At 63.3% G+C, this 10,838-nt stretch carries 8 protein-coding genes; 7 read left to right on the forward strand and 1 reads right to left on the reverse strand.

The genetic code is table 11. From position 1 onward, the window contains the following. The first annotated feature begins 147 nt into the window (after positions 1 to 147). Together NUH87_RS27555 and NUH87_RS27560 are read left to right on the forward strand one after the other, a co-directional pair. Positions 148 to 933, forward strand: a complete 786-nt coding sequence (locus NUH87_RS27555; RefSeq protein WP_338523477.1) for an OmpA family protein — start codon at positions 148 to 150, stop codon at positions 931 to 933. A 15-nt stretch (positions 934 to 948) separates the two neighbouring features. Continuing rightward, entirely contained in the window at positions 949 to 1,590 is a 642-nt protein-coding gene (locus NUH87_RS27560; RefSeq protein WP_040069446.1) for a hypothetical protein, read from the forward strand. Positions 1,591 to 1,663: 73 nt separating this feature from the next. Here NUH87_RS27560 and NUH87_RS27565 read toward each other — a convergent pair whose 3' ends face one another. Beyond that, entirely contained in the window at positions 1,664 to 2,716 is a 1,053-nt protein-coding gene (locus NUH87_RS27565) for an aldo/keto reductase (protein WP_338523478.1), read from the reverse strand. Positions 2,717 to 2,895: 179 nt separating this feature from the next. Between NUH87_RS27565 and NUH87_RS27570 the strand changes: the two genes are divergently transcribed. The 5 genes from NUH87_RS27570 to NUH87_RS27590 all read left to right on the forward strand — a co-directional run bounded on the left by NUH87_RS27570 (position 2,896) and on the right by NUH87_RS27590 (position 10,792). After that, positions 2,896 to 3,612 (forward strand): YafY family protein, encoded by a 717-nt coding sequence (locus NUH87_RS27570; RefSeq protein WP_338523479.1) that lies wholly within the window; start codon positions 2,896 to 2,898, stop codon positions 3,610 to 3,612. Positions 3,613 to 3,667: 55 nt separating this feature from the next. Continuing rightward, entirely contained in the window at positions 3,668 to 4,009 is a 342-nt protein-coding gene (locus NUH87_RS27575; RefSeq protein WP_040069438.1) for a nuclear transport factor 2 family protein, read from the forward strand. Positions 4,010 to 4,056: 47 nt separating this feature from the next. After that, positions 4,057 to 5,169: a cell division protein ZapE gene (gene zapE, locus NUH87_RS27580; protein ID WP_338523480.1), complete on the forward strand. Its 1,113-nt coding sequence runs from the start codon at positions 4,057 to 4,059 to the stop codon at positions 5,167 to 5,169. 98 nt (positions 5,170 to 5,267) lie between these two features. Beyond that, a complete protein-coding gene (locus NUH87_RS27585; RefSeq protein WP_338523481.1) occupies positions 5,268 to 5,759 on the forward strand; it encodes a GNAT family N-acetyltransferase in 492 nt (163 codons plus the stop codon). Between the two features lie 191 nt (positions 5,760 to 5,950). Continuing rightward, complete coding sequence (locus NUH87_RS27590) at positions 5,951 to 10,792, forward strand: hypothetical protein (protein WP_338523482.1); 4,842 nt, start codon at positions 5,951 to 5,953, stop codon at positions 10,790 to 10,792. Positions 10,793 to 10,838: the final 46 nt, after the last annotated feature.

Here is a 10,838-nt window from a genome sequence, read left to right on the forward strand (position 1 = left end):
TTTCTTTGTCGAGGGGGACGGAATTCTGACTGTCAGAGTTGTGGTCGCCGTTATATTGACGACTCACTTCTATTACCTACACTTGATTATCACCTGCCTCAGCATTTTTCGCAGTCCGTTGGTTTTCCTACGTTAAGGAGAAGACAAATGGCTCGCTCGAAAAACTGGTGGTGGGGTTTACCGTTACTCGCTTTGCTGTGGTTGGCCGCTATTTGGATAACAACGCCTGAAGTCGAACAGGATTTGCGGACCCGCGTGGGGAGTGCAACCGATAGTGCTCCCATTGCTGTCGCCGGGCGTGACGTGACCCTGCCCAATTCAATTAAACAAGCCCGTGACGCCGCTGACCAAACCTATGGTGTTAGAGAGGTTATCGACACCCTGGGCGATCAGACCGTGACACAGGCCGATAACACTATCGGCCTCCCTCCCGAAACCGTCCCCACCGCGCCGTCCCTGGAGCCGTCCCCAGCGCCGACAACCGCTGCCGATGAGCCCCAGGCCATTCAACAGAGTTCCACCGGAAGTCTCGACGCCAAGGCCTGCGAACAACAATTCGCCGCTGCGCTGAATCAATACAAAGTGCAATTCGACACGGCCCGGGACATCTTGTCAGCGGCTTCGAAAACCGCGCTTGATGCGTTGGTTGCCACGGCCAAACAGTGTCCCGACGAACAGATCGAAGTCGATGGCTACAGCGACAACACCGGTAAAGCGGCCTTCAATCTGGCACTTTCCACGCACCGGGCCGAAGCCGTGGTCAGTTATCTGGCACAACATGGCGTCACGCCAGAACATCTGAAAGCGGTGGGATTCGGAGAGGCCAACCCAGTGGCGCCGAACGACACGCCTGAAGGCCAGGCACAAAATCGTCGGATAGAAGTGAAGGTGACGGATGACAGCCATGTAACACCCTCGACTGACGCTAAATAACCAGGAGAAGCCATCATGAGTTATTTACTTGAACAGTATTGGGGCTGGATGCTGCTGGCATTGATCCTGGGTTTGCTCGTGGGCTGGATCACCAGTCAGGCCGCGCGCCAGTACCACTGGATCGCCGGCTGGTTGAACGTGACGTTATGGGTCTTTGCCGTTGGCGTGATTGTCGCCTTGCTCAAGTGGTTGCCGGGGCGTGCGGGGTTTTGGCTGGAAACCGCCTTGCTGCTGTTTGCGGCTTACCTGGTCGGTTGTTGGTTCAGTGCCTGGATTCACGCCAGGCTGGCTGCCGATGCCGCCTCCAGCAGCACGGACTTGAGGCCCGGGGCCCGGGCAGCGGCAACCGATGCCGCTGGCGTTGGCAGTCGTCCGCTGATCATGGAAAAACCCACTGGCACGCTGGACAACCTGAAGTTGATCTCAGGTGTCGGGCATAAGAATGAAGCCGTGCTGCACGAACTGGGTATCTACCGGTTTTCCCAGATTGCCCAATGGACGGAGCCGCAAGTGCACTGGATAGAGCATTACTTCAGCTTTCCGGGGCGGGTCGAGCGCGAGGACTGGCGGGGTCAGGCCAGGGTATTGGCGCAAGGCATTGAAACCGAGTTTGCCAAGCGGGTGAGAAGAGGCGAGGTCGATACCTCGGAAGATTGATGTTAACGACAAGCTCAAGCCTGGCCGAGGTTTGTGGCGAGCGGGCAAGACCGCTCGCCACAAGACCGCGTGGTCACGCCACCGGGATGATCGGCAGGTCGAAAGTCTCGCCACCGCGGTAGCGTGCCGCCGAGCCGGCGATCATTTCATGGGGCACGCCCAGCGTTACCGCGCTGACTTCATCCAGGCGCGCCAGATGTTCGCTGCCAAGACTCAGTTGCAGGGCGCCGAGGGTTCCGTCCAGTTGCTCGCGGGTGCGCGGCCCGAGGATCGGGATCAGGCTGGTGGTCGAGCGTTTGGCCTTCTCCCGCAGCCAGGCAATGGCCACATGGGTCGGAGTGGCGCCGAGTTCCTCCGCCACCGCCAGCAAGGTGTCGATCAGGCGGCTTTCGCGGGCGCTGTTTTCCGTGTGGATCAGCATGCCCAGTTTGCTCGCCCGAGTGTTCTCGTTGCCCTGGCGATATTTCCCGGTGAGGAAGCCGCCGCCCAGGGGGGACCACAGGGTCGCGGCCAGGCCCAATGCCTCGGCCATCGGCAGCAGTTCACGGTCGGCGCTGCGTTCGGCCAGGCTGTATTCCACCTGGATCGCGGCGATCGGCGCAAAGCCGCGCACTTCGGCCAGCAGGTCGGCGCGGGCGATGCGCCAGGCCGGGAAGTTCGACAGGCCGGCGTAGAGAATCTTGCCCGAACGCACCAGGTCGTCGAAGCCGCGGAGGATTTCCTCCATGGGGGTCAGGCCATCGCTGATATGCGCCCAGAACAGGTCGAGATGTTCGGTGTTCAGGCGTTTGAGGCTTTCCTCGACGGCACGGATCATGTTCTTGCGATTGTTGCCGGTGTGGGAAACGCCGGCGGCGGGCGTGGTGCCCATGGTGTATTTGCTCGCCACCACCAGACGGTCGCGCTCGGCGGCGATCAACTCGCCAAGAATGACTTCCGATTGGCCGGCCTGGTAGCCGTTGGCGGTGTCGATAAAGTTGCCGCCGGCTTCCAGGTAGCCGTCGAAGATCCGCTTCGACTCGTCACGCTCGGCCCCGTGACCCCAACCGGTACCAAAGTTGCCGGCGCCCAGCGCCAGTTCGGATACACGCAAGCCGCTGCGGCGGCCCAGGACTTTGTAGTGCATGGGATGACTCCAAGGTAGGTCGGGAAGGCTCGGGTGGTTAAATGTCAATCGACATTCATTAAATATGATGCTTGTAATAAAATGCGTCAAGGGGTTTCCCGGGTCGCCGCATTACTGACAATTCCTGACAGGGGGGCTCTGCTAAGCTGCGACTTTCTTCCGGCAAGAGGTCGCCCTCCGTGTCCCGCACTTCGCGTCTGCTGACCTTGCTCCAGGTCTTGCGCGCCAAAAGCCGTCCGGCCACCGCCGCGGCGCTGGCCTGCGAGCTGGAGATTTCCGAACGCACGGTCTATCGCGATATCGCCGAACTCACGGCCCTGGGTGCGCCGATCCAGGGGGAGGCGGGCGTCGGCTACGTCTTGCGCAGCGGTTTGTTCCTGCCGCCATTGATGCTCAATGCCGATGAGGCCGAGGCCGTCGTGCTGGGCTTGCAGTATGTCGATCAGCGTGGTGACGAGGTGCTGAGCAAGGCCGCCTCCGATGCCCTGGCCAAGATTGCCGCGGTGCTGGCGCCGGCCGCCCAGGAGGCCCTGCGCAATCCGACCCTGCTGCCCGGACCGCGCGGTTATGGCTACCCGGACAATGCCGTGCCGCTGAATGTGTTTCGCCAGGCCATTCGCGACCAGTCCAAGCTCCACATCGACTACGCCGACGTGAACCAGGTGCCCAGCCAGCGGCTGATCTGGCCCCTGGCCCTGGGTTTCCTGAACGAGGCACGGGTGGTGGTGGCCTGGTGTGAGCTGCGCAACGCCTTTCGGACCTTTCGCACCGACCGGATCGCTGCGGCCCGGGAGCAGGGCGAACGTTATCCGGGGCGGCGCAGCGACCTGCTACGGCAATGGCGCAAGCAGTTCGACCAGGATGAACACGAGCGCTTCACTCCTGACAAGAACTGACAGGCGAGTGTTCTAGGATGGTTCCACCTTCCACCAGCAAGGAGCTGTGAACAGCATGACCACTCAAACTTCGGTGCTCGCCCCGGCCATCGAGGCCTATATCAGCGCCGCCAATGCCCGCGACAGTTCGGCGGTGGCCAGTTTCTTCGCCGAGGACGCGAATGTCTTCGACGAAGGCCATCACCGGGTCGGCACCCTCGCCATCGCCCAGTGGATGGACGAGACCGCGCGTAAATACCAGCCCCGGGTCGAAGTCCTGGATGTGGCGCAACGCACCGGCAAGGTGCTGGTCAAGCAGCTTGTCTCGGGGACTTTCCCCGGCGGTTCGGTGGAGTTGCGCTACGTGTTCCGGCTCAATGAGCAGGGCAAGATCGCCCGGCTGGATATTTCCCTCTAGGACAAGCTGGCATACTGCACGGCCCCGGTTTCGAGCCTGCGCCAACCATGCCTGTCGATTCTCCCCTGAGTGCCTACCGCGCCGCCGTCGAGCAGCGCGGTTTTGTCCATGACCCGGCCCAATGGCAGGCGGTGCAGGCCTTGCAGCGCTGCCATGAGATGCTGCACCAGGGGCGGTTGCCCAAGGGTGTCTACCTCTGGGGGCCGGTGGGGCGGGGCAAGACCTGGCTGATGGATCAGTTCCACCAGACCTTGGGCGTGCCGTCGCGGCGCCAGCATTTCCATCACTTCATGGGTTGGGTTCACCAGCGCTCGTTCCAGCTCAGCGGTATCGCCGATCCGCTGCGGGCCCTGGCCCGTGAACTGGCGCGGGAGGTCCGGGTGCTGTGCTTCGATGAACTGTTCGTCAACGATATCGGCGATGCGATCATCCTCGGGCGGCTGTTCCAGGTGATGTTCGACGAGGGCGTGGTGATCGTCTCCACCTCCAACCAGCCACCGCGGCAACTCTATGCCGATGGCTTCAACCGCGAGCGCTTCCTGCCGGCGATTGCCGCGATCGAGCAGCACATGGACGTGGCGGATGTCGATGGCGGCGAGGACCACCGCCTGCATCCGGGGGCCGGGGTGCAGCGTTACTGGATCGAACCGGAGGGGCACTCGGCGCTGCTGGCCGAAGCCTTCAAGGCGCTGACCGCCGGGCAGCCGCTGTCCGGCGAACCGGTCGCCATGGGCTACCGGACCCTGGCGGTGGTGCAGGCCTCGTCGAGCGTGCTCTGGTGCCGCTATGCCGCGCTGTGTGAGGAGCCCTTGGCGGCCATGGACTTCATGGCGCTGTGCGATCGTTACACGGCGATTTTCCTCAGCGAAGTGCCGAACCTCAGCGCCTGCCAGCGCCCGGGACGGATCGCCCGCGGCACCGAGGACGCGGCGCGGCGCGTCGAGGCCGGGGACCGCGAGTTGCCGCAGTTGTCGAGACACGACGACAGCGTGCGCCGCTTCATCGCCCTGGTGGACGAGTGCTACGACCGCAAGGTGCCGCTGTACATCGCCGCCCAGGTGTCGCTGGATGCGTTGTACACCGAAGGCTACCTGGCGTTTCCGTTCCGTCGGACCCTCAGTCGCTTGCGCGAGATGCAGTTGCAGCGGTTCGGCCAGTGATGCACTGATTTTTTTCTTCCGTTTCCCTCGCTGGGCGTGGTAACAATCGGGCTGCTGAAACGCGGGAACTTCCCCTAATGGTTTCGTCGAGGACAGACATGGACGTTGCGGACGTACTGGTATTGCAAGCGAGCTACACCAACCCGATTCACGCCGAGGCCATTGCGCTGGTGCTCAATCACTATGCCCAAGACCCGATGGGCGGCGGCCAGGCCCTGGCGCCGGATGTGCTGCAGCAGTTGCCCGGCGAGTTGGCCAAACGGCCCCATGCGTTCAGTGTGCTGGCGTTTGTCGGTGGCGAGCCGGCGGGGCTGGTGAACTGCTTCGAAGGTTTTTCCACCTTTGCCTGCCGCCCCTTGGTGAACGTGCATGACGTCGTGGTGATGAGCAAGTTTCGCGGCCTGGGGCTGAGCCAGAGGATGCTGCAGAAGGTCGAGGACATTGCCCGCCAGCGCGGCTGCTGCAAGATCACCCTGGAGGTGCTGGAAGGCAACGCCGTGGCCCAGGCCTCCTACAGGAAGTTCGGTTTCAGCGGCGCGCAGCTCGATCCGGAGCACGGCCAGATGCTGTTCTGGAACAAATACCTGTAGCGCCAGCGTCCCGCACATTCCCCGGTACTGCACATTCGTCAGTACCCAACAGGGCCTTCTGGCGCAAGAGGGCCTATCTGTTTACCGCACACGACGTTTCTCTGCGGGGTTGAATCCTCCAGGAGTCGTGGCCGGCCAACAGGTGCGTCGGGTAACGACTCGTTCCCATCATTCGAACGAGGACGTCAACCATGTCAACGCAGTCGCCGGTTCCGGACAGCCCATCCATGCATCCGACCTTGGTCGCCAAAGCACTTTTTGCCGACCCTCCCTCTTTGCTCTCGGTCGCGACCCCGCTGGTCCAGGGCGTGTTGGACGAACACTATGCCGAATTCAACCTGTCGGCCGAGCGGGTGCGCCTCGCCGTGCCCTATTGGGTATTGGCCGAGGGTATCGACGGTGCCCCGGCAGGGCATCATTACTACAGCCTCAGTGAGGTCATGGTCGAGCGCTTCGCCCTGCGGGTTCCGGTCTGGGGGGCTTCCAGGAGCTTGCGTCTGGAGACGCATAACCTGCTCTGGCGCGAGCAGCCACCGGCAGCGGAGAAACCCCTGGCGATCGATCTCGACGGGCTGCTCAAGCGACTGGACCAGGCGGCGCGATCACGGCTGCTGGAAAACCTGAAACAGCAACTGATCGAGCGCTGGAATCAATCGCCGGAGGGGCACGGGCCGAGCCGTTGGGCGCGGCTGGCGGCCGCGATCGGACGCTTGCTCGTTCCGGGGCAGACGCCTGGTCGCAGAGGGCTTCCCGACCTGAGTCGGCTGCCGTTCTACATGGGCTACTCGCCTGGCGATGCCCAGGACGAAAGCCCGACGCTGGATATTCGCGCCTTCGAGACCCGGGTCTTCAGCGTGGACGCCCAGGGGCAACGCTACCCGGAGTTGTTTCCGGTGATCGACTTCATGCGCTATGAAGAGAATCTGCAGCCAATGCCCTATCCGCTTTACTTTCATCCGGGCGAAGGCGGCCTGCGCCAGGGCAAGCCGGACAGTGCCGATCTGGTCGCGATGCTGATCGGCAGCCGGACGGCCGGGCGCAATCTGGAAATCAGGGAGTCGCTCGTCTGGCGCTGGAATGAGCCCGCCGAAGTGATCGGCGACAGCCTGGCAAAAGGCTTGCTCGAATATCAATTGCAGGCGCTGAGCGCGACGCCTCCGGGCGACTGGGAGGCCAGGGCTCATCTTCAGCGTTGGGTGAACGACATTACCGATCCGGGCCGGTGGTTCGCCGTGCCCGCGAGAACCTACGATACCACGCGCTTCCAGGTGCTCACGCAAGAGCGTTGCGGCCCGGCGGCCCTGGGCCTGACGAGCGCATCGCTGCCGGACTGGCTGCTGGATGCCTCGGTTGCCGATCGTTCAAGCTACAGCGGTCTGCTTCGCGAACTGGCGCGCCAGCAGTGTGAGTCCGCAGGCCGGCATTACCTCGAAGACATCGGTACCCTCTATGAGTTTGCCGCACGGCGGCTGCAGGCGCTGATGCGCGAGGACCATCCGACGGCCACCGTTATCGACCCGAATGCCGTCAAGCTCAATATCGATAAGCTCGACTATAGCGCAGCCCAGACCCTTGACTCGCAACAGGCGCAGGTCACGGTACAGGTCGACATGACGCTGGTGGAACTGGTGTTGGCCAACCTGGGGGGCATGCGCCATACCGGTATGCGGATTCGCATCGAAGCGCGCGGATTGTCGGAGCCCGTCCCGCAGTGGATGACTCCGGATTACCTGCGCGGCCTGGTGACCCGCGCCGACATCGGCCAAGCCTACCCGGACCTGCTCAAGGAACAGCTTATTACTAACGTTGCCGAGGCTCGGCGGCGCGAGGCCTTGTTCGTCGCGCAGTGGCGGGTGCGTTTACCGCTCCAGGCCCTGGAGTTGAAGATCAAGGGCGAGTCGGGGTTCAGCATCGACGGCTTTCGCTACGTGCAGGCGCTGGTCCAGCCGGCGGGCCCGGGCCGGTTTGTCGATGCCGTGGAAATCGTCCTGCGGCCCCTGGCGTTCAAGGCCAGGGCCGACTGGCGGGCTGACGAGGTGCAGGCGATGTTCCTTATCGGTCCACGGGATATGAGCCGCGGCCCGTTGATCCTGTACCGCCCATTGTTCCTGCAACAACCGCTACGCCAATTCGAAACGGGCCAGGCGTTGCTCGCCGCGATCCGCCAGCCCGGCGATCTGCAGCGCAGCGTCCTGACCTGGATGACCGAAACGGCACGTCAGCGTTATGACCACGGGGGCTTCGACGCGCCGCGTATCCAGCAGTTCCTGGGCGGCGACGAGTTCGCGCCGGCACCGTCCAGGCCCGTCCCCGCGACGCTTGCCGAGGGCACTGCCGAAGGTGACTCTCTGTCGGCGATCTTCGCCGCCATGGTCAAGGCCCAGGTCGAGCAGGCTGACCGGCAATCGGTGTCCAATGCCGAGCAGCGCTGGGCGGACTGGAAGGAGGGCGCCTGGCAGGTGTTGCTGGGCATCACCCAACTGCCGTTTGCCGGGCTGCTGCCCTATGTCGGGCGTCTGGTGGAGATGCTCGGCTGGCTGGTGATCCTGAAGATCGGCCATGACGATCTGCGAGCGCTGGACAGCGACAATCGGGCGGAACAGTCGGCGGGGGCGGCGGACCTGTTGTTCAATCTCGCGGCCTTGCTGCTGCACTATCGCGCCGCGTCCGCCCCGGACGAAGCCGAGGCGCCGCTGTTGCAAAGGCCTGAGCCGCCGCGCGCGGAGCCGTTGCCCGCGCCGACCATTGCTCGGGTGCCCGACTTGCCCCATGCCCAACTGAGTGCGTGGTCAATGTCGGGTTGGCCAATCCACGATTCGCTGATGAAGCGGGTCCGCGCCTATCGTCTGCGCGGGTTTGACAAGCCGGCATCGGCCTTGGCCGAACTGGGCCGCGTGGCGGACTCGGGGCCGGCTCGGGGATTGGTCCATATCGAGGATGCCGGCAAGGGCAAATGGTGTGCCTTGATCCAGGGCGATCTTTACGAGGTGGCCTGGGAGGCCGACGAAGAGGGCGTCAGAATCGTTGACGAGCACGGCAATGCCGGACCCTGGGTACGCAGCGACGCGCAGGGGCGCTGGAGCCTGGATATGCGTTTGCGCGGTGGCAGTCCGCCCAAGCGGGCCCCGGCCCGTGGATCGCAAACCGTCACCGAGGAGCGCGAGGCACTGATAGCACTCAGCCGGCAGATCAAGGATAGCGAACCGTCGGTCAGCAGCAGTGTCAAGCGCTGGAGGCTGGCGACTGTTGGCGAGACGGCCAAGCGGGTCACCTACGAGCGTCGAACCGAACTGCTTCGTGAGATGACAACCTTGCTGGAAGCCGATCTGCAGAACTACCGCCAACAACTGGACCTGAGCAAAAAGTTGATGGCCGATACCCAGTTGACCAAGGTGGTGAGGCCCTTTCAGATCAATGCGCTGCACAATGGGGTGATTGGACTGCAGACGTTGCTCCATGCCCAGCAAACCTGGTTGTTGGAAAGAATCGAGCGGCCCCATTCGAAGCTTTCCTCGCGGCCTGAAGAGCAGCTGGATCCGGCGGTGATGCAGGCCGAGTGGGAGCTTGATGCGGCGGCCACGGACAAGGCGGTCGACTGGGCCCTCCAGCAGCGGGACTGGCTCGATCAGCTAAGACAGATACGCGACGGCCGCGAAAGCTATCAGACGGTGATCGCAACCGTCGGCTGGGGCTCCATCGAGGTGGAAGTCCGCGCCTGGAAGATTGCACAGTTGAAGAACCGTGTTGTCCTGGGCGAGCTAACGCCCGAGTCTCTCGGGCACGAGCTGTTCGAGGAGATCTGGGATCAGTTCGAGCGGTTGCATGTGTCCTATTACTCGTCCCTCGATGCCCTTGAGGAGGGCAAGCTGTTGGCCGGCGAGCGTATCGAGTTGTTGGAGTCGCTTGTCGAGCAATCCAGTGATTTTCAGGAAAAACTCGAGTTCTATCTGGCGACGCTGGTCGATCGTCGCCTCGCCACGGAAAAGCTGGAGCGGGTGCTCGCGTCGCTGAAGGCCATTACCCAGGATACCCGGGAAGATCTGCGCCTGTTGCTGGGCAGTGATGATTGGGAGCTGCCGCCCAGGGCTGTTGCCGGCCCATCGGTCAAAGAGACCACGAGAAAGGTCATCCGTACGCGTCACCGACAAGTGTTGTCCGGTGAGGTCCAGTCGCCGGCATCGGCGGATGGCGAAGAGACCGTGCAGGTCAGCGATGTCTATGGGCGGGTGATCGAGACCTATCGGAAAAATACCGCCGATGGGCTCTGGGAGGCGGTCGTCGACCCGGAAAAACCGGCCAAACCCGCGGTGATCAGGCCCGAGGTCGGCCTGGAAAAGCGGGTGGCCAACGGGCGCCAGTTGCTTAACGACGAAGCATCGGCGATCGACCGGGTCATGAGGCAGGCCGTGCGTTCCAATGCGCCCAGGGCGCAGGAGGACATCCTGCGTTTGCAGGCCGAGGCCATGGAGCACCAGGCCACTGAGATCGACAAGCTCCTGGGCGTTGCGCAAACACCGCCGCGCAACCCGGAGCGGGTGAGGAATGCCCAGGCGGTGGTGCGGCAGCTGCGTGACGCGGCACCGAGACTGCGGGCGTCCGGGCAGTACGCACGGATCCTCGCGATCAAGGCCAACCCGCCGGAAATGCCGCGTATCGACTACCTGTTGGGGCTGGGCGAAGTGACCATCCGCAAGGAAGGCGAGCGGATCCCGCTCGGCAAGCATGACTTCCTGCAGGAGTATGCGCTGCTCGACAAGGACGGCAAGCCGCTGTGGTACGCGCACTTTCACTACTCGAGCGTGTCGGCACTCGACTCGGCCTTCGGCGCCGGCCACCTGAAAACCCTCGAGCAGCGCAAGCTCGGCGGCAAGTACCAGTCGCTGGAGCAGGAAAAGGCCTTCAAGAAAATCCAGACGGGGCAGGGCGGCAATGCCAACCTGGCGTTGCAGATCCATCGCAGTCGGATCGACCTGGCTGCGGCGCAACAGCATTTCTTCCCGGTGCTCGCCAAGCCCGGTGATCAAGCCGGGTAACGCGGTACCCCGCTACCGCCCGAGGGCTCACGGGTTCTTGTCGACT

Origin of the sequence: Pseudomonas batumici (assembly GCF_036585405.1) — a bacterium.
In the GTDB taxonomy this organism is placed as follows: Bacteria; Pseudomonadota; Gammaproteobacteria; order Pseudomonadales; family Pseudomonadaceae; genus Aquipseudomonas; species Aquipseudomonas batumici.

What these genes read in the sequence shown, in the direction of transcription:
- NUH87_RS27590 (WP_338523482.1), top strand. Translation starts at nt 5,951, where the DNA reads ATGTCAACGCAGTCGCCGGTTCCGGACAGCCCATCCATGCATCCGACC.
- NUH87_RS27555 (WP_338523477.1), top strand. Translation starts at nt 148, where the DNA reads ATGGCTCGCTCGAAAAACTGGTGGTGGGGTTTACCGTTACTCGCTTTG.
- NUH87_RS27560 (WP_040069446.1), top strand. Translation starts at nt 949, where the DNA reads ATGAGTTATTTACTTGAACAGTATTGGGGCTGGATGCTGCTGGCATTG.
- NUH87_RS27575 (WP_040069438.1), top strand. Translation starts at nt 3,668, where the DNA reads ATGACCACTCAAACTTCGGTGCTCGCCCCGGCCATCGAGGCCTATATC.
- zapE (WP_338523480.1), top strand. Translation starts at nt 4,057, where the DNA reads ATGCCTGTCGATTCTCCCCTGAGTGCCTACCGCGCCGCCGTCGAGCAG.
- NUH87_RS27565 (WP_338523478.1), bottom strand. Translation starts at nt 2,716, where the DNA reads ATGCACTACAAAGTCCTGGGCCGCCGCAGCGGCTTGCGTGTATCCGAA.
- NUH87_RS27585 (WP_338523481.1), top strand. Translation starts at nt 5,268, where the DNA reads ATGGACGTTGCGGACGTACTGGTATTGCAAGCGAGCTACACCAACCCG.